Annotated in this window: 27 protein-coding genes; 12 read left to right on the forward strand and 15 right to left on the reverse strand. The window is 38.1% G+C overall.

Annotated features, from left to right (window positions below; translation table 11 throughout):
* Positions 1–30: 30 nt before the first annotated feature.
* Positions 31–819, reverse strand: a complete 789-nt coding sequence (locus FJR06_RS24410; RefSeq protein ID WP_254434431.1) for an NB-ARC domain-containing protein — start codon at positions 817–819, stop codon at positions 31–33.
* Positions 820–1,222: 403 nt separating this feature from the next.
* Here FJR06_RS24410 and FJR06_RS14235 point away from each other — a divergent pair, with 403 nt between their 5' ends.
* From FJR06_RS14235 to FJR06_RS14245, 3 genes are all read left to right on the forward strand, one after another.
* Complete coding sequence (locus FJR06_RS14235; protein ID WP_168651671.1) at positions 1,223–1,474, forward strand: hypothetical protein; 252 nt, start codon at positions 1,223–1,225, stop codon at positions 1,472–1,474.
* A gap of 145 nt (positions 1,475–1,619) precedes the next feature.
* Positions 1,620–2,144: an N-acetylmuramoyl-L-alanine amidase gene (locus FJR06_RS14240; RefSeq protein WP_168633888.1), complete on the forward strand. Its 525-nt coding sequence runs from the start codon at positions 1,620–1,622 to the stop codon at positions 2,142–2,144.
* Between the two features lie 108 nt (positions 2,145–2,252).
* Positions 2,253–3,005 carry a CHAP domain-containing protein gene (locus FJR06_RS14245; protein WP_168633886.1) on the forward strand — a complete coding sequence of 251 codons (753 nt, stop codon included), beginning with the start codon at positions 2,253–2,255 and terminating at the stop codon, positions 3,003–3,005.
* Between the two features lie 168 nt (positions 3,006–3,173).
* Here the strand turns inward: FJR06_RS14245 and cruG are convergent, their stop codons facing one another.
* Complete coding sequence (gene cruG, locus FJR06_RS14250) at positions 3,174–4,343, reverse strand: 2'-O-glycosyltransferase CruG (protein WP_168651672.1); 1,170 nt, start codon at positions 4,341–4,343, stop codon at positions 3,174–3,176.
* A 371-nt stretch (positions 4,344–4,714) separates the two neighbouring features.
* Positions 4,715–5,623 (reverse strand): gamma-carotene 1'-hydroxylase CruF, encoded by a 909-nt coding sequence (cruF, locus tag FJR06_RS14255; protein ID WP_015078506.1) that lies wholly within the window; start codon positions 5,621–5,623, stop codon positions 4,715–4,717.
* Between the two features lie 278 nt (positions 5,624–5,901).
* On the opposite strand from cruF, the gene FJR06_RS14260 reads away from it, so the two are divergent.
* Positions 5,902–6,327 carry a hypothetical protein gene (locus FJR06_RS14260; protein ID WP_015078507.1) on the forward strand — a complete coding sequence of 142 codons (426 nt, stop codon included), beginning with the start codon at positions 5,902–5,904 and terminating at the stop codon, positions 6,325–6,327.
* Positions 6,328–6,383: 56 nt separating this feature from the next.
* Here FJR06_RS14260 and rpmA read toward each other — a convergent pair whose 3' ends face one another.
* Positions 6,384–6,668, reverse strand: coding sequence for a 50S ribosomal protein L27 (gene rpmA / locus FJR06_RS14265; RefSeq protein WP_015078508.1), 285 nt, complete (start codon positions 6,666–6,668; stop codon positions 6,384–6,386).
* Between the two features lie 138 nt (positions 6,669–6,806).
* On the reverse strand, positions 6,807–7,226 hold the full coding sequence (gene rplU / locus FJR06_RS14270; protein WP_015078509.1) for a 50S ribosomal protein L21: 420 nt from the start codon (positions 7,224–7,226) through the stop codon (positions 6,807–6,809).
* 470 nt (positions 7,227–7,696) lie between these two features.
* Between rplU and FJR06_RS14275 the strand changes: the two genes are divergently transcribed.
* The 4 genes from FJR06_RS14275 to FJR06_RS23840 all read left to right on the forward strand — a co-directional run bounded on the left by FJR06_RS14275 (position 7,697) and on the right by FJR06_RS23840 (position 11,053).
* A complete protein-coding gene (locus FJR06_RS14275) occupies positions 7,697–8,785 on the forward strand; it encodes a DNA polymerase beta superfamily protein (protein WP_168651673.1) in 1,089 nt (362 codons plus the stop codon).
* Positions 8,786–9,204: 419 nt separating this feature from the next.
* A complete protein-coding gene (locus FJR06_RS14280; RefSeq protein WP_051155161.1) occupies positions 9,205–10,338 on the forward strand; it encodes a tetratricopeptide repeat protein in 1,134 nt (377 codons plus the stop codon).
* Positions 10,339–10,431: 93 nt separating this feature from the next.
* On the forward strand, positions 10,432–10,701 hold the full coding sequence (locus FJR06_RS14285; RefSeq protein WP_015078512.1) for a colicin E5-related ribonuclease: 270 nt from the start codon (positions 10,432–10,434) through the stop codon (positions 10,699–10,701).
* Between the two features lie 64 nt (positions 10,702–10,765).
* The gene (locus FJR06_RS23840) at positions 10,766–11,053 is read left to right on the forward strand and encodes a hypothetical protein (protein WP_015078513.1); all 288 of its coding nucleotides are present in this window, start codon (positions 10,766–10,768) and stop codon (positions 11,051–11,053) included.
* 170 nt (positions 11,054–11,223) lie between these two features.
* Here the strand turns inward: FJR06_RS23840 and FJR06_RS14295 are convergent, their stop codons facing one another.
* Positions 11,224–11,685, reverse strand: coding sequence for an anti-sigma factor (locus FJR06_RS14295; protein WP_015078514.1), 462 nt, complete (start codon positions 11,683–11,685; stop codon positions 11,224–11,226).
* A 116-nt stretch (positions 11,686–11,801) separates the two neighbouring features.
* Positions 11,802–12,458 carry a sigma-70 family RNA polymerase sigma factor gene (locus tag FJR06_RS14300; protein ID WP_015078515.1) on the reverse strand — a complete coding sequence of 219 codons (657 nt, stop codon included), beginning with the start codon at positions 12,456–12,458 and terminating at the stop codon, positions 11,802–11,804.
* 335 nt (positions 12,459–12,793) lie between these two features.
* On the opposite strand from FJR06_RS14300, the gene FJR06_RS14305 reads away from it, so the two are divergent.
* On the forward strand, positions 12,794–13,495 hold the full coding sequence (locus tag FJR06_RS14305) for a L,D-transpeptidase (RefSeq protein ID WP_015078516.1): 702 nt from the start codon (positions 12,794–12,796) through the stop codon (positions 13,493–13,495).
* A gap of 41 nt (positions 13,496–13,536) precedes the next feature.
* Here FJR06_RS14305 and FJR06_RS14310 read toward each other — a convergent pair whose 3' ends face one another.
* The 5 genes from FJR06_RS14310 to FJR06_RS14330 form a co-directional block, all read right to left on the reverse strand.
* On the reverse strand, positions 13,537–14,073 hold the full coding sequence (locus FJR06_RS14310; protein WP_015078517.1) for a late competence development ComFB family protein: 537 nt from the start codon (positions 14,071–14,073) through the stop codon (positions 13,537–13,539).
* A 304-nt stretch (positions 14,074–14,377) separates the two neighbouring features.
* The gene (locus tag FJR06_RS14315; protein ID WP_041457595.1) at positions 14,378–15,286 is read right to left on the reverse strand and encodes a M23 family metallopeptidase; all 909 of its coding nucleotides are present in this window, start codon (positions 15,284–15,286) and stop codon (positions 14,378–14,380) included.
* A 258-nt stretch (positions 15,287–15,544) separates the two neighbouring features.
* A complete protein-coding gene (locus FJR06_RS14320; protein WP_168651674.1) occupies positions 15,545–17,236 on the reverse strand; it encodes an NAD+ synthase in 1,692 nt (563 codons plus the stop codon).
* A 47-nt stretch (positions 17,237–17,283) separates the two neighbouring features.
* Positions 17,284–18,030 carry an NUDIX domain-containing protein gene (locus FJR06_RS14325; protein ID WP_015078520.1) on the reverse strand — a complete coding sequence of 249 codons (747 nt, stop codon included), beginning with the start codon at positions 18,028–18,030 and terminating at the stop codon, positions 17,284–17,286.
* A complete protein-coding gene (locus FJR06_RS14330; protein WP_015078521.1) occupies positions 18,000–18,590 on the reverse strand; it encodes a nicotinate-nucleotide adenylyltransferase in 591 nt (196 codons plus the stop codon). The genes FJR06_RS14325 and FJR06_RS14330 overlap by 31 nt, the downstream gene beginning before the upstream one ends.
* Before the next feature lie 584 nt (positions 18,591–19,174).
* Between FJR06_RS14330 and FJR06_RS14335 the strand changes: the two genes are divergently transcribed.
* Positions 19,175–19,462: a hypothetical protein gene (locus tag FJR06_RS14335; protein WP_015078522.1), complete on the forward strand. Its 288-nt coding sequence runs from the start codon at positions 19,175–19,177 to the stop codon at positions 19,460–19,462.
* Between the two features lie 2 nt (positions 19,463–19,464).
* The gene (locus FJR06_RS14340) at positions 19,465–19,881 is read left to right on the forward strand and encodes a type II toxin-antitoxin system VapC family toxin (protein WP_015078523.1); all 417 of its coding nucleotides are present in this window, start codon (positions 19,465–19,467) and stop codon (positions 19,879–19,881) included.
* A gap of 55 nt (positions 19,882–19,936) precedes the next feature.
* Here FJR06_RS14340 and FJR06_RS14345 read toward each other — a convergent pair whose 3' ends face one another.
* The 3 genes from FJR06_RS14345 to FJR06_RS14355 all read right to left on the reverse strand — a co-directional run bounded on the left by FJR06_RS14345 (position 19,937) and on the right by FJR06_RS14355 (position 23,815).
* Positions 19,937–21,346: an aspartate ammonia-lyase gene (locus tag FJR06_RS14345; RefSeq protein ID WP_015078524.1), complete on the reverse strand. Its 1,410-nt coding sequence runs from the start codon at positions 21,344–21,346 to the stop codon at positions 19,937–19,939.
* Between the two features lie 129 nt (positions 21,347–21,475).
* A complete protein-coding gene (gene ftsH / locus FJR06_RS14350) occupies positions 21,476–23,389 on the reverse strand; it encodes an ATP-dependent zinc metalloprotease FtsH (protein WP_015078525.1) in 1,914 nt (637 codons plus the stop codon).
* 216 nt (positions 23,390–23,605) lie between these two features.
* A complete protein-coding gene (locus FJR06_RS14355) occupies positions 23,606–23,815 on the reverse strand; it encodes a hypothetical protein (protein WP_254434059.1) in 210 nt (69 codons plus the stop codon).
* Between the two features lie 72 nt (positions 23,816–23,887).
* Here FJR06_RS14355 and FJR06_RS14360 point away from each other — a divergent pair.
* Positions 23,888–24,723: RNA-guided endonuclease TnpB family protein (locus FJR06_RS14360; protein WP_168651675.1), on the forward strand; the 836-nt coding region annotated here is incomplete at its 3' end.

Genomic DNA, 24,723 nt, shown 5'->3' on the forward strand with positions numbered 1-24,723 from the left:
CTCTAGTAGACTAAATGCGATCGCTGGTTCTCAACTGATGATAATTAAACAACTTTGGTGGGTAGACTCCCCAATTGTTCTAATTAGTTGTCCATAGCCTTCAAATCCTTCTCGATATGATCCCCCTCGTTCTCCCCATTGCAGAATGGATTCTAGATTATCCAAAACCAGCAAACAACGAGTTTGATGGAGATACTGCATTAACTTTGATATTAATTGATCTGGAGATTTTGGTAAATTAATGGCTTTCTGGTCAGAGAGGATGTGAATTAGATCAGTTAAGGTTTCTTCTACTGTTGGGGTATGATGAAGAGATAGCCAAATGACATACTGAAATTCTGATGATGACGAGTCTGTGCTGTTGGTAAAACCTGCCATTAACTTGGCTATGAGGCTGGTTTTGCCCATACCACCCATACCTAAGACCATGATTAATTGACAGCGATTAACCTGAATCCATTGGTTCAATGTTGCCAGTTCTGCGGTGCGTCCATAGAAAACGGAGACATCGGGGGCTAAACTATAATCCCCATAAGGCTGAATTGGAGGCTGTAGAGGTGATTGATAATCATCAGCCTCTAGCACAAGATTAAATGCTTTGAAACATTTGACTAGAGACTTTTTATCAACTCTGACATTGCAGTTAAAAATTTTGCATAAGGTATGAGAGTCTAATTCAGTCTGAATACTGAGATTATCAAGGGTAAATCGCTTGCCGTTATTTTCAGCATATTCCTTTGTTTTTATGGCGTTCTCAAGTTTATTTAAACCTTGAATCGTGAGGATTGACCCACGTTTACGTTTTCTTGGTAGATCCATAAGTGATAAATATAAATTTTTTTAAGCAAAGCCAAATAGGGCAAGAGAATTAACTCTAACCGCCGGAAAAATGACTGATTTCCGGGAAAACTGTATTAATCTGACAAGAGTATAAAGATACAACTAAGAGATTGAACAGAGTATAGCGATTGCTAAATGTGTTTATTAATACAGCATTTTGCAAAAAGGGGAAGTTTTAACAATTTGAAATAATTCTGCGGTCTATTTTGCTTACAATCTCAACGCTTGAAAGGATTGTGGTAGAGGAGTCGGAGCGATCGTTTGTCAGGATTTTTAAGTTCCTTGCTTAAGTTGGCAAACTTCCATTGCTTGAGAGGGATTGTAAAGTATACTCTCTTACCATGTTTCAAATACTGAAACTTTTACGCAAAAGCGAAATGACATGACATCAAAAACTCCCAGACCTCGCCGTAAAGTTTTAGGTGCAGCATTTACAGGTGCTTTAGTGACATTAACAGTTTTTGTTCTTAACACTTACGTAATTAGTGATCCGGATAAAAAAGTTACTTCTGATGCATCGGCAGCAGCAACAACTGTGCTTTCATCTCTTATTGCTTATCTAATTCCACCTGATCCCAACGAAATTACTACAGTTGATGAAGATGGAAACACAAAATCAGCACTTAAACAATGAGGAGTTGGTAATAAATATCCTAAAATTGAAATTGAAATTTATGAGACTTTTGAGATGATAAATGAATGCTAGACTATTTTAGTCAAATCATGTATTCGTTTGTGTGATTTTTGCAAAATCAACCCTAAAAAAAAGGAAATAAACAATGAAAGTATGTATTGATCCAGGACACGGTGGAACAGATCCAGGAGCAATTGGAAAAGATCCATTTGTATTGAATGAAAAAGACGTTAACTTGTCTATTTCTTTACTTTTAAAAAAAGAACTGGAAGCAAACGGACATACAGTTTTCTTAACAAGAGATACAGATATTTCTGTGTCGTTGGGCAGTAGAGCTTCATTTGCAAATCAGAAGAATGTAGACATTTTTATTAGCATCCACTGTAATTCATACTCCAACAATAGTGCGGAAGGTATCGAAACATGGATATTCTCAGGTTCAAATGCAGGAAAAAACCTAGCGGAACCTGTACAACAAAGTTTGATCTCAACTTTTTCAACTCATAGAAATAGAGGAATTAAAGAAGCAAATTTTCAAGTGTTAAGAGAGACAGAAATGCCAGCTATTTTAGTAGAGTGTGAATTTATTAGTAATCCCACACAACTACAATTTTTGTCAAATAATAACAATCAAAAGAAAATAGCACAAGCGATTGCATTAGGTATCTAAATTTAATTAGTCTCTCTAAATCAAGGGTTTTTCCAATTTGGACAAGGTATTGGTCAACAGACATAAAAACTTAAAATAAACACAACAATCTACGAGGAATTTACAACTATGACTACTGCACAACAAGTTATTAAATTCGCAGCCAATGAAATCGGTTACAAAGAGAATCCCCCAGAATCTAACAACAACAAATTTGGTATTTGGTATGGGATGAATCGTGAGCCTTGGTGTGCCATGTTTGTATCCTATTGTTTACACAATACTGGATTACCTTTAAAAATTACTACTAACAAAGGTTTTGCTTATTGTCCTTTCGGTATTAAATGGTTTAAAGAGCAAGGTTTGTGGCATACAAGTAACCCTAAAGTCGGCGATATTGTCTTCTATGACTGGAAAAATGATGGAGTTTCAGATCACGTTGGTATTGTAGAAAAAGTCAATTCTGACGGCTCTATCGTTGCTATTGAAGGGAATACTTCTGTAGGGAATGATTCCAATGGTGGACAGGTTATGCGACGCACAAGGCGTGGAAACATTGTGGGTTATGGTAGACCAAATTATACATCGGGTGACGATGTTACCCCTCTTCCTCCTCATCCATTATGGACAGGACGGTATATCTTCCTAACCAGTCCCTACATGGAAGGGAGTGAAATACTACTGTGGCAGCGGCAGATGATTCACCGGGGATGGAATCTGGGTTCTGGTGGCACTACTGGCAAGGGAGACGATAGCGTTTTTAGCGAACGCGATCATGAAGTATTAATCAAGTTTCAGCAAGAAAAGGGACTGGAGGTTGATGGTAAAATCGGACCTCAATCCTGGAATGCAGCATGGGAAGCGCCTATTACTGAGGATTAGACTGATCTCCATATCCTCATGAGATTTTGTTCAATCCACAAATGATTTCCTTGCTCATACTTGAATTTTAATCAGTATGGCTTGGAAATCAAGATATTTTCTAATGATTGCGATCGCTCTCCCCAATCAGATAAAGAGCGATACCCTCAGTCAACGCCCTAAATAGCATTAATCACCGTATTTCCGGCCGCGCCATTCTTTGGGAGTGTGAAATGCAGATAAAAAGATGCGTAGCACCGCTAAAGGGTCAGCTAAAGGAGAAAGCCAGAATAACCAACCACCGTTGGCATCTTGACGATCATAAGAGGGAGCGATCGCTAATAATAAAGCAAAGCGAATTACCAGCAAAAATATATTCAATCCTAACAACAACATCGCCGGCAATGAAAGCACCAAACTAGGAAGCAACAAATAACCCAATAAAGTCAAAAGAGGTAAACCCTGCACCGCAGACAATAACCATAAATCCCCCCAAATCTGAGCAGGAGAAGCAGCATCCTTCAAATCTAAGCTGCGTCCCCATTCATTCCAAGTTTCTAACGCCCCCTCATACATCCTCACCCTTAGCACCTTAGCACCATCTAAAAAGCCCACCTTAAAGCCTTGAGAGGCAATATTCCGCGCCAAAGTCACATCATCACAAAAAGAACCTTTAGCACTGCTATAGCCATCCACAGCCCTTAATACAGACCGACGACATAAAAAACACTGACCATTAGCCATCACCCGTTCCGGTTGTTCAGTATAAATACCCGTAGGATCAAATCTATACAGTAACGTCATCAACAAAGCCGGTTGTAACCAACATTCCCCCGGATACTTGAGAATAAACTGCGGTGATAATGATACTAAATCATAACCTTGGGCGATCGCAGTTTTCACCAAACTCGCCACCAAACCAGGATGGGGTTGAATATCTGCATCCATGCCCAAAAACCATTCACTCCCCTCAGATGTGAATAAAAAGCCATTATGCAACGCCCAAGGACGACCAACCCAGCCAGGGGGTAAAGGGTCATCTGTGATCACCCGAAAGCGGGGGTCTGTTATTTGTGCGGTTTTCACCAAGTCGGGAGTACCATCTTGTGAGCGACTATCAACAACAATAATTTCCCGAACTTCGTAACTTTGGCGACTCAAACCCTCTAACAGCGGACTAATCCGTAATGCCTCATTTAGTGTCGGTACAACCACACTCACAGTTCCCAAAAGTTCTGGTGTCGGTTGTTGTGGTTCGAGGGCTGGATAACGTCCTGGACCTTTGAGCAACCGGGAAAGTAAAATGGCTGTTGCAGGTACTTGGATAAGTAGCAATAGAAGCGGAATAATATTTAGCAATTTTAACCCTGACTTTTTTCTATAAACTAGCTAGTTTAGATTTTCGCGCAATTTAGGCAAATTAACTTAACAGTATTGGAGTGATGCCAAAATTGACGCAATACTTTACGAGAAATAATGTGCTTGACACTCCCCGGTCTAAGAGGATGTTTTCAAAGTTTTTCATGTGTAAACAGACCCCTCTCCAAACCTCTCCCCGACCAGGGGAGAGGCTTTAAAACCCCCCTTCCCTACAAGGGAATGGGGGTTAGGTTTTTGGAGATTATGGGTTTCATATAATACTTTTCAAACAACCTCTTAGCTTTCTTTTTGTGTAATTGGGAAAGAGGTAATTGGCAGAATTTCTTCTCCTATTCCCTCTTCCCTCTTCCCTATTTGAAAGCAACCTTCACATTAGCAACAGCAACTTCTTGAGTAGCTGCTTCAATATTCACCGTTGCAGGTGTACTAGAACCTTTAGACCACAGCAGCACAGCCGGAGCTACACCCAGTGCCACACCTAGCAGTACAGGAATAGGAAACCCAGCGGCTAAACTCATGACTGTGGCAAAACCAAAGTTACCCAAATAAACCAATAAAGGTACATTTAGTTGGTAATGGTCTAACTTAACCGGGTTTTTGCTCCATAACAAAGCCGCTACAGTCATAAATAACGAACCAGTACCCATCCAACCCGCAAAGTTTTGATAAGGCATTCCAAAGAAAGCCCCCGGTTGGTGCCAATACCAGAAGGGAAGGGAAGTTTGACTCATGGCTGGGTCAAGCACAAAATCCCAAGAAGTGAGTAGTAAAGCCCCTAAACCAATAGCTCCCACGTGACGGAACAAGCTGGGTTTTTTATCTACTTCTAAACCCGCACGAGCCAACACATAAGAAACTAATCCCACATAAAACCAGGAAAGGGGAATTGTAAAAGGGACCAACCCGGAAATTTTATAACCCAGACCGCTCAAATAGCTATAGTAACCAAAGGGAAAGCCTGTGCTAGTTCCTAGTAATTCGCTAGTTAGGGAAATTGATAAAGATGGGATTAAAAATCCTAAAGCGCGTGCTAAACCTAAAGTTCGGTAAGCATAAAGGAACACTCCCAGCGCCCCCAAAATCATATATACCACACCACCACCCGCCATACTCCACTGCATGACGCTCTGTCCGACTTCTGATAAGCTAACAATTAGTTCAGCATTGGGAATAACAATCAATATCCCCAGCAGTCCAAATACCATAGAAACGATATGACCAATTAGGCATACGCGCTCGACGATAACAATTTGTCTCATGATCAATCCTTAATGATATGCCAGATGGCTATTCAACTGCTAACAGTTTACAAATATTTATGAACATATTTAACTAAATGTTGATCTTTATTCTCTTAAATTGGGAATTAGGGATGGAATTCAACATTTAGAAACCTGATGAGTTCAGTAAATCTGTGAAATAATCAATGAAACCGATACTGATTACATCAGTATAGAACGATTTGTAACTGAGTAAGGTACAGAACTTTTACATTTATCAACTGCTTAAAGCCCGTTTTATTCCTGACTCCTGCTATATGTCAATTTTGAAAAAGATACCTTGGTTTTCCTTAACACTTATATTACTGAGTTACAGTACATTGGGCTGGTTGATATTTGAAGAAAAGGCCCCGTGGTATGTACGGCTGATAACTGCGGTAACTATCCTGCTGTCCCTGATATTGCTCACTAACCCTTGGCTAAAACTAGATGATTATTCTCATATTTTCTTCAAGTCAAACGCTAGGACTTTTCTTGTGGCTATCTTAGCAGCTTTCCTATTTTTTCTAATGATTGCCTGGTTTCGGGTATTTCTTGATACTTTACTAATTTTGTCAGCGACCATCCTAGCCAAAATAGACTTTCAAACAGTTGGTTTAAAACCAGCACTAGCTTTTGGCTGTATATCTTTTTGCTCACTGTTAGGACTAGGAATAGGCGCACTTATCAATCACTACATTTAAAATTAGTCACTGGTCATTAATTAATTAATAACGAATGACCAATGACTAATAACGAATTAACCAGCTACAGCTTCTACGAGTTCTGCGGCTACTGCATAAACGCTAACTTTCTTCTGGCTTTTACCTCTTCTTTCAAAGGTAACTACACCGTCAATTAAAGCAAACAAGGTATCATCACTACCAATACCAACGTTGTTACCAGGGTGAACCTTAGTACCACGTTGACGGACTAGAATATTACCTGCGCGTACAGTTTGTCCACCATAACGTTTTACGCCTAGTCGTTGAGCATTCGAGTCACGACCGTTTCGCGTACTACCAGTTCCCTTCTTATGAGCCATGATTCCCTCTTTTCTATTTACTTTATTTATCCCAGGTTGCTAGTTATCCAGTTTAGGCTGGGAAAAAAGTAATTGGTAATTGGTAATTACTCTCTATCACCTTTTCCCCCTTGCCTAACTAGTAACTTAAACCTTTTTTTATGATTCTTCGGATGATTCGTCAGCGGTTTCTTCCACAAAGTCAGTATCAAGAACGGGAAGTTCAGGACTCGTTGGTGCTTCTTCGTAAGCTAAAACTTCGCCGTTGAGATTGATAGAATTAATCAAAAATCTGGTAATTTCCTGGCGATGTCCCCGTTTTTTGCGGGTTTTCTTTTTAGGTTTCATCTTATACACCAGGACTTTGCGACCTCTAAAGTGTCGCATAATTGTCCCTTCCACGGTTGCACCTTCTACTAAAGGTTGTCCAATGGAAACTGCGCCTTCGTGATGTACAAGTAATACTGCGTTGATGGTAACTTTTTCATCTGGTTCAGCGGTTAGTAGTTCAATGTCGTAAAAGCGACCTGCTTCTACTTTCATTTGTTTACCGCCAGTTTCAATAATCGCGTAAGTCATTAAATCGTCCTTGAGGTTGCCGTACAGGTAGCTGGCTATAATCTCCTGTAGAGACGCTATTATTTATAGCTTTGCCAGCTTTTGCAGTATGTCTACCTGATCCGAGCAGGAATTAGACAGACAATCTACTATATTACCTGATTGATGGTTAATCAGTCAACCTTTGAGAAAATATAATTTTATTTCTCGCTGATTTCCGAAAAGATAATTCTGGTGTTTGTAGTTAACCATGACACAGACGGAAAATTTTTTAACTAATCTGAGCAATTTAAATAGGGTTGCTCAGATTTTTTTACTATTCACTTTCAGATTTTTCATAAATAATTTAAGAAAATTGTAGGTTGGGTAGAGGGAGGTGAAACCCAACAAAATCGGGAGAACTTTAGTAGAAAAAGGTGATAACTGTTACGAATTATCAATTATAATTTAGTTAATACTGAAAATGAAAATTTAATTTTTATTAGATAAAGATGAAAAGAATTGAAGTTGAACAAAGAACTATTTTTGTGGGTTTAGCTGGTAGTCATGGTTATGGTTTAAATCGTCCTGAATCAGATTATGATTATCGTGGTGTATTTATTGCTCCTAAACGCTATTATTTAGGCTTTGATAGTATTGAACAAAAGGATTCTGGTTGGGATGAAACGGGGATATTTCCGTTTATAGATGGTAATGAAGATACGGTTATTTATGAATTAAGAAAGGTTATTCATTTATTAGCTGGTGCAAATCCCAATGTTTTAGAATTGCTGTGGTTAACGAATTATCCTTTTTTAACAAATGTCGGACAACATTTAATTAATCACCGTCATTTATTTTTGAGTAAAAAGGTAAAGCATACTTATTCTGGTTATGCTTTTGCTCAAATTAAGAAGATGGAAACTCATCGTAAATGGTTGTTAAATCCACCTACGAAGAAACCTCTTCCTGCCGATTTTGATATTATGGATGAAGTTCCGTTAAGCAAAGATGAGTTAAATGCTTTTTTGGAATATCTTTATCTTCTAATTAGGGGGAAAATTGAGTTTTTGGAAGAATCAGAACAGTTATATAAGTTGCTGACTGGGGATATTGATTTTAAAGGTGTTTTGAAACAGTACACTTTAGCAGATGAAACTTTAGCATATACCCAAAATTTAACTCATAGCCGTAAAGATTTTATTCGCCTTTTGCAAAAAAGTCAAAGTTATCAAATTGCTTTAAGAGAATGGAAGGCTTATATATCTTGGCAGGAAAATAGAAATCCTGCTAGAGCCGAAATGGAAAAAAAATCAGGTTATGATTTAAAACATGGAATGCACTGTATTCGATTACTACGCAGTGGATTGGAAATTTTGCAGCGGGGAGAAGTGACTGTAGATAGAAATTTAGCTGGTGATATTGATGATTTAAAGGCTATTTTGCGAGGTGATTATAGTTATGAGCAATTAATGAAAATGGCGGAAGATTTGGTTGCTCAAATGGATGTTTTTTATGATCAATCCAGTTTACCACATCGTCCTAATTTGGAGCAAATCAATGATTTGTGTATGGAGTTGGTGGAAATGCAAGGTTGGTAAAAAATCTGGAAATTGGAAAGATACCTGGGGTACGCTTCGTGGACGTGGCTAAATAAACAAAATTCAACTGCGTGGGTTATTTCATTAGTCCATGCAGGTTCGTTTAAATTGTACCAACATCTTTACGTAATTTTATATAAAAAAATCAAATTATTAGCCAAAAGTGGGAAATTGAGTCATATAATACATTTAATTTAGCAATACCTTGTCCAAATCGAAAAAAGTCTTGATTTGTAGGTTGGATTGAGGTACGAAACCCAACAAATGCGTCGGGTTGCGCTGTCGCTTAACCCGACCTACAAAAAATGGACAAGGTATTGATTTAGGAAACCCTCTTTATATCCCAATCAGATGACTACACGCCGGGGGAACAGGCAGGTGGTAAACCTAAATTTGCTAGTGATATTTATGCTGTGGGCATGATTGGTATTCAAGCTGTAACTGGATTAGTACCAGGACAATTTCAGGAAGACTCGAATACTGGGGAAATTATCTGGCGTAATTATGCCCAAGTTAGTGATGAGTTTGCAGAAGTTTTAACTAAGATGGTGCGTGACCATTTTAGTCAGCGTTATAAGAATGCAACTGAGGCGTTACAAGCACTAATTCCACCTGATAAAACTATTGTAATACCACCTCCACCCCCTAAAAAGTTTCCTACGAAAATTATGCTTGGTTTGGGTATGGCAGTGGCTATTAGTTTTGCTGGTGGTTATATTGTTAATCAGGTATTATCTTATCAAGCTGCTCTAACAGCAACAACAAAGAAAGCTGAGGAATTTTTAAAGCAAGGTAATGATAAACTTGATAAAAGAGATTCTCAAGGAGCTATTAATACTTTAACTGAAGCTATTCGTTTAGATCCTAAATTTGCTGAAGCCTATTCTCGTAGAGGAGTTGCTTACAGCAATATTGAAAACAACCAGAAGGCTATAGATGATTTACAAAAATCAGTAAAACTATTTGCTACACAAGGAAATAACTCTGCATCTAAACATGATCAGGGCAGAATTCGTGATTACTTGAAAGATTATCAAGGTGCGATCGCTTTATATAATGAATCAATTAATCTTGATCCTCATGATGCCAGAACCTACCAAAATAGGGGAATTGCCCATTACTCTTTAGGAGATAAACAAGCAGCCATAGCAGATTTTAACCAAGCTATCAAGATCAATCCTAACTTTGCCATTGCCTACCACCAGAGGGGAAATAGCCGTTCTGATTTAGGAGATAAACAAGCAGCAATAGCAGATTTTAATCAAGCTATTAAGATTAATCCTAACTTTGCCATTGCCTATAAAAACCGGGGATATATCCATTATGAATTAGGAGATAAGCAAGCAGCTATAGCTGATTACACCCAAGCTATCAAGATTAATCCTAAATATTCTAAAGCCTACCACGTTCTAGGATATATCCATTATGATTTAGGAGATAAGCAAGCGGCTATAGCTGACTTTCAGCAAGCAGTGAAACTTTACCAGCAACAGAAAGGGAATGAAGAATTGTTAAAAATAGCGCAAGATAGAATTAGAGAATTACAAAAATAGTGAAAGTATCTGTTCCATATCCCCTTATTACGCAATGTAATTATAATTAAAATATATCAACTAAACAAATATTAAAAAACAATTTCAATCAAGATGCCAAAATTAAATATTGGAAGAAAAATAAAACAACAAATGAGTAAAAGGGGTTGGACAGAAGAAATGCTGGAATTAGTTTACTTAAATCCTGGTAAAACGGAAAAAACAAGAGATAAAAGGTATAATATGGATGGTACAAGAAAAGATGATCCTGCTACTGTATATTACAGGAGTGATGGTGCATACATCGTCTGTAATGACATCACAGGTGATGTAGTTCAGGTAAGTGATATTAATGATCCTAACTGGATTGAAAAACAATACTAAATTAAATGTTGATTAATAAATATCAGGAATATTTTCACTAATAAGTAAATTCAGGAGTACAAACATGAAATTAATTGATAAATATCAAAAAACAGGATTTATTAAAGCTGGAGAATTGCTATTAACTCCTGCTAATGCACTGGAATTTATTAACGAAATTGCCGAAGGAAATATTTCCGTTTTAGGTGTAGATTTATGGTATTATATCAATAATCAAATATCCGAAGATCCTGGATCATTAGATTTAAGTGAAATTGATGATCCTCAACAAAGTGTATCTATAGCTAAACAATTTATTACCCATAATTTACCAAAAGGAACAGCTTTTGTTTCTTTGGTTTTGAGTGATTAAAATTAAAAGAATGCATTAGATAATTTAGAAGATTACTAGCAAAGAAATTAACCGACATCAAAAAACCTCTATAATCGCCATTACATAGAGGTTTACAAGCTAAACGGCTCATTTCCAGATTGGGCTTGGTTGTATTTTATGATATTACAAAAAGTTTACCCGCCAGGTAATTAATTGAGGTTATTAACTGGCTTTTGACCGGTAGCGACTGCTGTTTTGGGAATTTCAATGACTGGGTTATTTAAAGCCACCATTAAAGGCGAATCTGTGGCTGTTGGTGTTAATTCTGTTGGTTGTGTTGTGGCTATTTCTACCATTCTGGAATTACCTGGGAATAAACCAGATATTGTTCCCAGAATACAAGCCGCAGCGGCTGCACCACCTAACATCCAGTTCAAGCGGTAACGGCGATTAACACGCGTTAAAACTTGGTTAATCGTTACCTCTGATGACTGAGCAGTTGCGGGAACAGGGATGTCATGTAAACCCTTTCTAAGATTTAACAGTCTCTTATACAAGCACTTAATAGAAGTATCATTTGAAAGCCACTCTTCAACTTGCCTGCGTTCAGTAGCTGTGACTTCGCCATCCAGGTAAGCACTTAATAACTCGAAACAATCGCGCTTCTCCATATTTATAGTACCTGTTGATTCATTTTTGCTTCTCAATGGCAGAAAATATATATTTTCGTTGACAGTCCTTAATATTTCTTAAAATCTGCCATAAAATTGAGGAAACATGATGTAGATTATGTATCTAGATAGGTTTGCAATTGAGTTTGTAATCTTGATCTGGCCCTGGCTATTCTAGATTTCACCGTTCCCAGGGAAACTCCGGTAATTTCGGCGATTTCTTCATAGGCCAGTCCTTCAATTTCTCTCAAAACAATTGTAGTCCGAAAAACCTCTGGTAAATCAGCGATCGCTTCTCGCAACTGTTCATAAAATTCTCTGGTCGTCATTTCCTCATCTGGACTTGGGGTATCACCGGCAATTTCCCAATCCATTTCCCCGTCGGCTAACAATCGCGGAGCATCTAGGGATAGAGGACTGGCTACCCGTTTGCGTTTACGTAATTCATCATAAAACAAATTAGTGGCAATCCGACTTAACCAACCTCGGAACTTGGCAGGTTCTTGTAGTCGGTTAATATTTCGGTAGACACGAATCCAAACTTCCTGGGCTAAATCGGCTCTGTCAGACCAGTCAGGGGCTAGATGATATAAAACTCGATCAACTTGAGTCTGATAGCGGCGCAATAGTTCTGAAAAGGCAGCACGGTCTGGACGCAATCCGACTTGACAGCGTAAAATAAGGTCGTGGTTTGAGAGTTTGTCAACTTGCACCGATGCTGCTGGGTAGGTGGCATCAACTGTTGACCAAGATACACTAATGGATTGACTCATGGATCGGTCTAGCTTTAAATCACTCCTTCCTATTAGACTTGATCATTGGTCAAAAGTTCCTCAGTAAGGTGACGGATTTATAATCGGAACACGGAAATAAATATAGAAAGGAGTTTTCAGGGTTTTATTGGTCATAAGATTAGGGATGGGAAAGGAAGACAAAAGAAAACACGGATCAAATTTTTGTGAGGTTGGGAATAGTGATCAGATTGAAAACTGGCCACTAAATACTTGACTAGTAACTGGTAATAGGCAATAAATAATGGCTAATTGTCAATTGTTAATCAGTAAAATTCTCACCTCCAGCTAAATATGTCAGGGATAAATAATAGGCGATGGCAATGGCAAGAAATGAATCTGTAGCGAGTATGGTCATGTTTCTCTGTTTTGGTACAGCAATTTTATCTCTGGCTGTCCATTGGCAAACGATGAGAACAACAGGGCAGTTAAATCAATCTGCATCCACAGAGGTTTATCCGCAGGGTTCACCAGTGGAAATTGGGAGTAGTGCCATTGCGGCTTCTGTACCTACCTCTCCCCAAAAAGCTGCGGTGATTAACTTGGATTCTCCCTGGAAAACACAGAAATCAAGCCTGGATGCTGTTACAGATCCAGTTAATAATCCAAAGCCATCAGTACCGGACTTAAATGCAACTAAAGTAGTTGTAGATTTAAGCGATCGCCGTGTTTATGTTTCTCGATATGATGAGGTTATAGCTAGTTACCCAATCGCTATCGGTAAAAAGGGCTGGGAAACACCAACTGGCGATTTTAAAATTATCCACAAAGAACATCATCCTATCTGGCGACATCCAATTACAGGAGCTATCTTTGATGGTGGTACTGATAGTCCTTTGGGGGATAGATGGATTGGTTTTTGGTCAGACGGCCGGAATGAAATTGGCTTTCACGGGACACCAAATGTTGACTTGGTAGGAGCGGCGGTTTCTCATGGTTGTCTAAGAATGCGTAATTCTGACGTGAGAATGTTGTATAGCCAAGTAAATATCGGCACACAGGTATCAGTTCGTGAATAAAAATATTAAGTAATTGATAATTGTCAATTATCAATTATCAGTTATTGTGGCTCAAAATTAGCCGCATGGGTCTGAAGCAATGTACTAACTTGAGTTAAAACTTCATTGCCAGTGGTCTTGTTCAATGATTGACGTTCTGGGAAGAAATCTGGTGTATCTAAATACTTACAGATGGCTTCGCTAACTTGTTGGGATATTAAAGCATCAAGTTCTGTGTTAGCTCTTTCTCGTTGATATTTCGCGCCTTCTTCCGTCGTTGCATACAGAGGAGGCAGCCTGTTCAGAGCATAGGCGGTTATATCGCCCACATCTAGAGAAATTTCGCTGGTTACTTCAATTTCTGCTACTTTGGCAATGACGTTGCTGAGTACCAATTCTTCCATGACGTTGATAAATTGTTTGCGAGGTACTGCTACTACTTCACCGGTCAACAATGCCCCCATGAGGCGATCTAAAGCCATGTACTCTTCGATCAGCAGTTCTGAGGCGTTACCGCAAATCCGCCCAACTTCTGCTTCCATTGCTGGTGTCAAGTGACCATCTTGAAGAGCTTGTTCTACTATTTTTTCAATACTCATAAAACATTGTGGGTAGTATGGAAGGAACACAGGTTAAAAGTATATATTTTTTACTTAGAAATATATACTTTGCGATAGCCAAACTAAACAGATATGCTATCAATCACCCAGAATACAATAGCAGAATTAGTCTAGATTAGGGAATAAATCAGGGGTTGAAGTCCCCTATTACTGTGTTACTGAATTATTTATTTTACCAAATTATACCATTTGTATATAAGTATTTTGGGTTAAAAAAGTCACAATATCAATACCTTCGCCAAATTCAAAAAAGCCTATGGCAAAGGTATTGAAGATGAGAAACTTAATCAATTTGTTGAGATTTCCAAGGGATTGGATCAACAGATTGTCCGTTTACATACAAACCCCAGTGTAAGTGTGGTCCGGTAGATGCACCTGTTGAACCGACTGCACCAATTTTTTGCCCTGCTTGCACAAAATCACCTTCTTTGACATCAATCCGACTTAGGTGCATGAAAATACTGATAACACCTTGACCGTGATCAATGCCGACTACGTTACCATGAACGCGGAAGCCTTGGGATACTGTACCAACTAAAGCCACTTTCCCCGCCGCTGGGGTAACTACAGATGAACCTGTTGCTCCTGCATAGTCTTGTCCACGATGGTAGTAGTCATTGGCAAATTCGCCATTGTAGTAGCGACGGACACCATATTTAGTAGAGGTTCGCCCCGCGTTGGGGGTGAGAAACAGGCCATGCCAATATTTTTTCGGTGTTTGTAAGGCTTTTAATTCTTTTACTCGCTTGAGTTCGTATTCGGTAGCATTAACTCCAGCTTTTCCGGGTGGTAAGGTGATGCGTTGCACGGGAAATTTGCGATCGCGCACTTTTATTGATAAGTTTTGTTCTTGTCCATCTTGGGAAATTCTGATTGTTCTCACTCCAGCTTTCTCTAAGGGAGTTGTGGGAATAAAAGAACGGTATTGACGAGGGGCAATTTTAAAAGCTGGATATGTTGTTTCCCCAACTGTTACTGTGGGGTTACTAATCTTTTCTTGGGAATCTGCCTCAATTACTACGGAAATTGTATCCCCCAATTGGGGATTTTTAGGTAATACCTGTATTTCTAAAGCTTTTGCGGGTAAGCCTAAAGCTATGGGAACAGTGGCAATTATACCTATTAATATTTTGGTAGGGTTGATGATACTAAAATTTCGCAATTTATGCTGTGGATGAATAGTGTTAGTCATGGTAAGTAGGTTAGCATTGAAAATCGTCATTATGGCACTAGGCAAGAGGCAATACTTCGACTTCGCTCAGTAACCAGAGGCAAGAGTGAAGAGGGTTTGGGCGATTTTACTTTTCGTTACATATTACTCTTCGAGAAGCCGCTTCGCGTCTACGGTTTTTTCCGTTCACCTACTTAGTTATAGGCCAATAAGCCGTTATTTAGGGATAATTTGGATAAGTGTGTGGAATTAATTGAGGTTAATACACATCAGTAAAAATTATGGAGAAGAAGTATTCCTCAAGGCTGACCAACTACTAGCAATAGGCATTCTCCAACCAGTCCCAAAAGCGCGGTCAGTAATTTTTAATCCCGGCGCTGCTTGTCGGCGTTTAAACTCCGCACGAGATAATAATTGTAATACTCTATCTACAATTGCCGGTTCATGACCTGCGCTAATAATTTCTGTTGCTGATTGATGTTGATGAATCAAACGGTCGAGAATATCATCTAAAATTTCATAAGGTGGAAGAGAATCTTGGTCAACTTGACCCGGTTTAAGTTCTGCGCTTGGTGCTTTCGTGAGAATATTTTCGGGAATAACTTCTTTTTGTTGATGAGAATTTAACCATTTGCAGATAGAATAAACGCGAGTTTTGGGAACATCAGCAATGACTGATAAACCACCATTCATATCACCATAAAGGGTGCAATAACCAACAGCAACTTCTGATTTGTTGCCAGTAGATAAAAGTAGATAGCCAAATTTATTAGAAATTGCCATTAATAAATTACCACGAATTCGAGATTGCAGGTTTTCTTCCGCAATCCCAAATTCTGTTCCTGCAAATAATTCATCTAGGGAATTATCAAAACTTGCCATTAATTCCCCAATAGGTAAAAGTTGAGTTTGAATATCTAAATTTGCTGCTAATTTTAAAGCATCACTAATAGAATGTTCCGAACTATAGGGAGAAGGCATTAACACACCAATCACATTTTCCTTTCCTAATGCCGCAGTCGCAATAGCCGCAACTAAAGCGGAATCAACTCCTCCACTTAAACCCAATAATACTTTAGAAAAGCGACATTTACCAACATAATCTTTTACTCCCAAAACCAAAGCATTCCAAATTTCCTCATCTTCAGATTCATCAACAGGAGAAATATCACCGAAATCTAAATCTTGTTTATTGCTATTAAATTCAACAGTCAAAAAGTCAGATACAAAACCTTTTGCACGACAAACAATTTCACCTTGTTTATTTAAAGCAAAACTGCATCCGTCAAAAACTAAATCATCATTTCCACCAACTTGATTTGTATAAATAATCGGTTGCTGGAAATTAACTACACTATGTTTTAACATCGCTTCTCGCAGATGTTGTTTACCAACAGTGTAAGGTGAAGCGGATAAATTCACAATTAAATCTACTCCTAAATTTGCTAAATCAGCAATAGGATTAACTGCGTAACTCCGCTTACCCCAAAATTCCTCATCATTCCATAAATCTTCGCAAATTGTTACACCAATTTTCAGATGATCTAATATAAAATAATTAGCTTCTAGTCCTGGTTCAAAATAACGTTTTTCATCAAAAACATCATAAGTAGGTAATAGCCTTTTATGGAAAAATTGCTGAATTTTACCATTTTCTAATAAAGCAGTGCTATTAAATAAATTTTTTCCTCCAGAAATGTGCGCTTGGGAATTTTTAACAACAGTTCCTACTAATACAGCTAAATTTGCTGGTAAATCTTCAGCTAATTTTTGCAATGTGTTATCAATTACTTCTATAAAACTAGGATTAACTAATAAATCCCTCGGTGGATAACCACAAATTGATAATTCAGGTGTTAATAATAAACGAACATTTTCTGATGCTGCTTGTTGGGACATTTCCAGGATTTTTTGAGCATTTCCTGGTAAATCACCAATAATAGGATTAATTTGAGCGATAGCGATTTTCATAATTTATCTGCGTCTATTTGCGTTCATCTGCGTTCAATTATTATTCCTTAAATAAACACCAAAGGTTTATCTTTAAACGGTGCGAATGCTTCTTTATCAAACTTATACAAACTGGCAGGACGACCCGCACCTCGTGATACTTTAATGCCGGTATCTGATAAAAAACCTAACTTTAGTAACCGCGCTCGAAAATTAGAATAATCGGCAAAATTTTCCCCTAAAACTGTGGTGTATAGTTGATACAAATCGTTTAAGGTAAAAGTTTCTGGTAAGACTTCAAAAGCTACTGGACTATATTCTAATTTGTTTTTTAATCTTCCATGTCCATAGGTAATAATTTCATTGTGGTCAAATGCTAATTGTGGTAATTGTTTGACAGGATACCAAGCAATACCTGCGACTTTATCAGCAATTAATTCTGCTTCTTCAAATCTGACTAAGGCAAAATAACTAACTGATAAATAACGGACTCCATAGCTATCAATTTTTTCCCTGGGGTCACGATTTGGACCACCAAAAGTATAAAGTTGTGCTAAATAAAGATTATTTACCTTTATTTTCTCAGCCATAATCCGATAAGCAGCATCTTCTAAAGATTCTCCTTGACGAACTAAAGTGCCAGGAAGACTCCAATCATTTAAAAATGGTTCTTGCTGTCGCATAACCAAGAGAACTAACAACCGATTTTGAGCAGTATCTACAGAAAAAATCACATTATCAACACCAACTTTAAAATCAGCTAAAGGTTGTTGATTTATGGGGTTTAAAATCTTTTTTTGGTTACGTATTGGCATTCGTACAAATGCTGTTGATGAATGTAGGCAATGACGGGAGGTGTGAGAGTATTAATATCTCCTTGTTCACGAAAAGCGGTAGAGGAAACATCTAAACCAATCAAATTAGCAATGGCAATTTTTCCGCCAATTTGTTTAACTTTATCTAAACCAGAATCATCTATTATATATCCTGGTCTGGGAATTACGAGTAATTGCACTTGTTTTAATAAATCTTCAACATGATACCAGCGCGGTAATTGATTTACTAAATCAGCACCAATTACTAAAGTATATTCAATATTTTCTCCCCATTTTAATTTTGCTTTACCTACAGTTTCTAGAGTTTTCCAACTACTTAAATCTTGTTCTAAGGCAATATTTTGATTAGCAACATTAATATCTTTAATTAACAGTTCTAACATTGCTGCCCTGTGTGGTAAAGGTGTTTGTTGGGACTTCATGGGATTATCCGCAGCCCATACACCTACCCAATCATAACGTTCAGATAACCATTTGAGAATTATTAAATGTCCAGCAGTTGGAGGATCTGCACTTGTACCAAATAAGGCTATTTTCATGATTTTTGATTCTGCTTTTTTGCAATTTTTAGAGTAATTTAAACGAACCACAGAGACGCAGAGGGCGCAGAGGTAAGAGAAATTATATTAATTTATCACTTCGTTTTGTCATCTGAGATGCCCTTACCAAGAATGTCTCTTCACTTATGGTAGTATTCACTATAAATAATGTCAAGCCTTGGCTAATAAATAATGACAAATTCCTGAAAAGCCTATATTTACAAGGGAGTTAGGATATTTTTTACAATTAATTTATATTTCTTAATAGTACAGCCAGTCAATATCCAGGAGTTGGATAAGATTTTAAGAATAATTGACCGCAGATAAACGCAGATGAAAATGGATGAAAATGGATGAATTAATTAATGGATTTTATGATTCTGTGCAGCTTTACATATAATAAGTTTAAGGGTTTAACCCGAATTAGACTAACAAATAGTTTTTGTGTTTGTATGGGGAATAATTGCGTTATTATATAACAGTAGAAACTAAATTTATATAAGCATAGGAAAACCAAGAAGAAATTAATACCAATTTCTTTGAAAACAGATAAAAGTTATTTCGATAGAAGGATGATATCAATTATGGATTCTGTAAGTCTCACCCACGAACAATTATCTCAAGCTATTAATGAACTTCCACTGGCAGCACTTCCTGAATTAGCTGATTTTATTGAATCTTTACTTTTTAAGCTGAATTTAACTCCTGCGGCTATTAATAATGAACCAGAGGAGAGTAATTTTTTATTAAGTATTTCTGGTATAGGAGAGTCTAGTGAACCCAATTTATCAGACAAAGATACAGAAAACGGAGAAATGGAAATTGATCCAACTAGAGGTATTAAGGAATTTAATCATGAGGTAAATAAATAATCATGACGGCTATTTTAGATATAAGTTTCTTAGTGGCAACTGTTGATATTAAGGACGAAAATTATGGGCGTATCCTTGATGTTATAGTTGATTCGAAGGAAGTATTGGTTTTACCAACGACAGTTTTACCTGAAGTTTGTCATTTGCTTGCTTCTCGGTTAGGATATCCGACAACAAAACAGGTTTTAACTGAATTAGCTCATAGTAATGTCATTATTGAAGGGATTGATAAAACTGATTTAAAAAGGGTGACGGAGATTCTAGACCAATATACTGATAGTAAGTTAAACTTTGTGGATGCAACGATTGTTGCTATTGCGGAAAGGATGAATATTACTAAGATTTTTACTTTAAATAAACCTATTTTTAGTATTATTAGTCCACAACATTGTGCCGGTTTTGAGATATTTCCTGAATAGGCTATCAATCAGATACCCGACTTCTTTAAGAAGTCGGGGATCTTGTATTTTGTACTTATTTTAAAGGAACAATTGCACTCATTTGGTCTAAATCCAAGACTGTTGCTAATTCTGTTTCTGTCATTAAACCTTTTTCTAGAACTATTTGCCGGAGAGATTTACCTGTTTCTAAAGATTCCTTAGCTACAGCCGCAGCATTCAAATAACCAATATGGGTATTTAAGGCGGTGACTAATGCTAAACTACCTTCAGCATAGGCTAAACAACGTTCTTTGTTAGCAGTAATTCCTTGAATACAGCTTGTAGTTAAAGCCGAAATTGTGTTACCTAAGATCTCAATGCTGTGAATTAAATTATAGGCAATGAGGGGCATCATCACATTTAATTCTAATTGTCCAGCTTGGGCAGCAAAAGCGATCGCATTATCATATCCCATAACCTGAAAACATACCATTGATGTCATTTCTGCCATCACAGGATTATATTTTCCGGGCATAATTGAAGAACCAGGTTGGACTGGAGGAAGTTGAATTTCCTTAAATCCAGTTTTGGGACCAGAATCCATTAACCGCAAATCGTGGGATATTTTCACCAAATCCTGGGCTAAATTCCGCAAAGCCCCGGAAACATTCACAAAAGCCCCCATACTTTGCATAGCAGCCATTAAATGGGGTGCAGCTTCTAGGGGAAATTCCAACAATTGCGACAGGATATCCACAACTCTTTGCCGATATTCTGGGTGAGTATTCATACCTGTTCCCGCAGCGCTACCACCTAAACCCAATACCATTAAATCCCCAGCAGCAATGTAAAGACGGTTTTGATGTTCTGAGAGGATTTGCGCCCAAGCACCAAAATTATCCCCTAATCGCACAGGTACAGCGTCTTGGAGGTGGGTTCTGCCAGATTTGACGATATCTTGAAATTCTATAGCTTTTGCCTCTAAAGCCGAAATTGCCTGTTCTAAAGCTGGTTGCAAAGTGCGAGAAAGTGCCAATAAGCCACCAATGCGAATGGCTGTGGGGATAACATCATTGGTAGACTGTCCATAGTTTACATGATCATTGGGACTAACGAGTTTATAATTACCTTTTTGATCACCGAGAATTTCTAAAGCGCGATTTGCCAAAACTTCGTTAATATTCATATGGTGAGAAGTTCCTGCACCGGCTTGATAAACATCAACCACAAACTGATCTCGTAATTCACCTGCTAAGATTTCATCAGTGGCTTGAATAATCGCTTTACTGATATCTGCGGGAATACAATCTAATTCTCCGTTGACAATAGCGGTAGCTTTTTTAATATATAAACAAGCATTTATATAAGTAGGTAAAGGTTTAATCCCGCTAATGGGGAAATTTTCGATCGCCCGTTGGGTTTGAATACCATAATAAACGTTGTTGGCAATTTGGCGATCGCCCATTGAGTCTTTTTCAATGCGAAAATCTGAATTGTTAGTCATATAAGTCGAGAATGGGAACAAAAAGAACAGGGAACAAACTTGTTTTTAAATTCTATCCGTCTCAAGTCATTGATTTGTCACGGTTCTATGTTTATTCAGCCAGCCCTATGTATTTGTTAGCATTAGTTATCAAAAAAGTATCGGTACAGACACCTGCTCATTAGTAACTTTAACTTGAGTATGGTTAGCGACCATTGTGCGGAATAGATCACCTTCAATAGTTTCTTGTTCTATCAACAAATCAACTGCTCGTTCCAAAATTAACCGATTTTCTTGGATTATTTCCTTAGCCTGAATATAGCAGCGGTTAACAATTTCTCGAACTGCGGCATCAATTCTAGCAGCAATGTCTTCAGAATATTCTGATTTATTTCCCCAGTCACGCCCTAAAAATACATCATTGTTTTGATTTTCTAAGGAAACTGGACCCAAATCAGACATTCCAAATTTTGTGACCATTTGTCGAGCCAGACTGGTAACTTGTTGTAAGTCATTTCCCGCACCTGTGGTAACTTCCGCTTTCCCAAACACGATTTCTTCCGCTGCACGACCGCCTAAAGTTGCGGCAATGCGGGCTAAAATTTGGGAACGGGAAATTAAACCCTGTTCTTCATTGGGAGTAAACCAAGTTAAACCTAGTGCTTGTCCTCTGGGAATGAGAGTAACTTTTTGCACAGGATCATGACCTTTAACCAACGTACCTACTAAAGCGTGTCCGACTTCATGATAAGCAATCAGGCGTTTATTTTTGCTATCTACTAAAGCAGTTCCTTCCATACCCGCAACTACTCTATCTATCGCATTATCAACTTCTAAATCGGTAACAGCTTCTTTGCGTCTTCTGGCGGTGAGAATAGCAGCTTCGTTGAGTAAATTGGCTAAATCTGCACCTGTAAAACCAGGAGTGCGCCGAGCGATCGCTTCCAAAGATACACTAGGATCAATCTTCTTATTCTGAGCGTGGACTGTCAAAATTTCCTGTCTTCCCTTCAAATCGGGGACATCCACAATTACCTGTCTGTCAAAGCGTCCGGGACGTAATAAAGCCGAATCCAGGACATCTGGACGGTTGGTAGCAGCAATAATAATAATTCCCGTATTTCCTTCAAAACCATCCATTTCCGTTAATAGCTGGTTAAGAGTTTGTTCCCGTTCATCATTGCCACCACCAATACCCGCACCCCGTTGTCTACCTACTGCGTCAATTTCATCAATAAATATCAAACAAGGCGCATTATCTTTCGCTTTTTTGAACAAATCCCGGACACGGGAAGCACCCACCCCGACGAACATTTCTACAAATTCCGAACCAGACATACTGAAAAAAGGTACACCTGCTTCCCCCGCAATGGCTTTTGCGAGTAGGGTTTTCCCAGTTCCAGGTGGTCCAACTAACAGCACCCCTTTGGGAATTTTCGCCCCTACCGCTGTGAATTTTTCTGGAAGTTTCAAGAAAGTGACAACTTCTTCTAATTCTTCCTTTGCTTCCTTGACTCCCGCAACATCATTAAATGTTACCCCTGTTTTCGCTTCCATTTGAAACCGAGCGCGAGATTTACCAAAACTCATGGCTTGGTTAGAAGCATTTGCAGAACGGCGCAGGAACAATAGCATTAAAGCCACTAAGGGCAAAATCCACATCAGATTGATTAACAACCCCACAGCGGCTCTATTGCCAGCTGAGGAAACTTCACCAAACTCAACGTTTTTTTCTTTAAGTTTATTAATTAATTCGGGATTTTGATCTAAAAGGCGCACCTGTAAAGGTATGGTATCCGGCTTTTGTCCAGCTAAATAAACCTTAGCTATCTGTTCAGTTTGATCCAATTCTACCTTTCTAATTTCTCCTTTATCTGCCTTCTGAATCAATTGCCCATAGGTTAAAGAATTCCGCTCTGGCTTTTGCTGCGCTAAAACGGGACTACTACCAACTAGCCCCGGCAACATCATCAACCCAGCAGCTATGACTCCAGTTAAAACATGACGCTGAGACGAACTTGATAAACGCTGTTTCATTAAAGCATTTTTGTGCAAATTTTTCATAATAGTTATCCTTTATGGCTGTTTTTCTGGTGAAATTGTCAAATCTAGAAATTACAGTTTTCTGATCTAGTTTAACAGTTTTGCGTAATTCCCCACCCTCAATGTACTCATAGGGTGGGGATGTAAGCAAGTCAATAACGAAACATCCTGAAAATGTTTTTTACTGTAAGTAAAAGACTTTTGAGGATAGTTGAGTTATTGACAACTATATTTTATTTATTCCAAATTATCAATGTATTTCTCGACTAATTCGCGTATCCAGCCGCCATAAGTCTGTGACGGTGGTTTTATTTTGTCTATTTGTTCAGCTATCTCTTTCTTGAGAGTAACACTAACCTTGACTCTTGATGCTTCATACTTAGCCGTATAAGCCCTAGTTTTATCGGCATTTCGTTGTTGCCATTCTTGATGTTTTTTATCTATCATTTTCATTGACACTCTAAGCTCTTGGATTATATAATAGTAGTATATTATCAAAGAAGATGAAGGTAATAGTTAATGGCGTTACGTAGAGCAACTTTCAGGCTATATCCTAATAAACAAGTCAGTGAGATGTTGCACTACCACCGCAAACTTCATAAAGATTTGTATAATGCTGCTGTATCTAACCGCATTACTTCATATAAAAAGTTTGGTAAAACTGTTTCTTACTTTGAACAACAGAACTGTTTACCGGATTTCAAAGAAGTCTGGATAGAATATAAAGTAATTAATTCCCAAGCATTACAAGCCACATTAAAACGGGTTGATTTTGCTTTTGGAAGGTTTTTCAAGGGACTAGGAAAGTATCCTAGATTCAAGTCAATTCGCCATTATTCCGGTTGGACTTACCCATCTTTTACGGGTTGGAAAGTACATAGCACAGGGGATAACGGCTATTTAGAATTATCAAAGATTGGTCAAATCCAAATGCGTGGTAAGGCTAGACTTTGGGGGCATCCTAAAGCTTTAGATATCGTTAACCGCAATGGTCAATGGTATGCTTCCATCGTCTTAGAAATTGATGATACTTTGTTAAAGAATAGCCGCAAAACTGATAATGGTGTTATGGCAATTGATTTAGGTTGTAATGATGCAATTGCTTGGACAAATGGTGAAGAAAATGGTTTAGTGGCTGCACCTCGGTTTTTCCGAAAAGCAGAACAAAAAAATCAAGAGTTGGGTAAATCAAAACGTCGAAAACGTTCTCCCAATTTCAAAAAGAAAGTTAAGGCTTCTAGAAGGTGGAAGAAAGTTCAGAAGTTAGTTAGTAAACTTTCGAGAAAAGTTGCCAACCAACGTCAGAACTTTGTTCACCAAGAAACTACACGAATAATCAGCGGTAATAGCACGGT

Origin of the sequence: Dolichospermum sp. UHCC 0352 (assembly GCF_009711925.1) — a bacterium.
Lineage (GTDB): Bacteria > Cyanobacteriota > Cyanobacteriia > Cyanobacteriales > Nostocaceae > Dolichospermum > Dolichospermum lemmermannii.